1 pseudogene is annotated in these 256 nt (G+C 62.1%); it reads left to right on the top strand.

Going from position 1 to position 256, the window contains the following annotated elements:
- A pseudogene (locus tag U5775_RS39270) lies at nt 1–256 on the top strand (IS630 family transposase); the annotation flags it as partial.

The following is a 256-nucleotide window of genomic DNA, read 5'->3' as shown; positions in this document are numbered from 1 at the left end:
GCGAGTTCCGGTGCATCCGCCCGAAAAGCTGGAGGCGCGGGTTCTGAATCTCACACTCAAGCACCGGCCTCCGGACGGCTCGACGCATTGGAGCAGCTATAAGCTTGCCGCGGCTTTGGGCGATGTGGGCGCCTCGACGGTCCAGCGCATCTGGCGCAAGCACGGCGTGCGGCCCCATCGGCTCGATACGCACATGGTCTCAAATGATCCTGACTTCGAGACCAAGGCGGCAGACGTGATCGGTCTGTATCTGAAT

Origin of the sequence: Paraburkholderia sp. J63 (assembly GCF_905220245.1) — a bacterium.
GTDB lineage: Bacteria > Pseudomonadota > Gammaproteobacteria > Burkholderiales > Burkholderiaceae > Paraburkholderia.
This window is presented reverse-complemented; position numbering and strand designations above follow the sequence as displayed.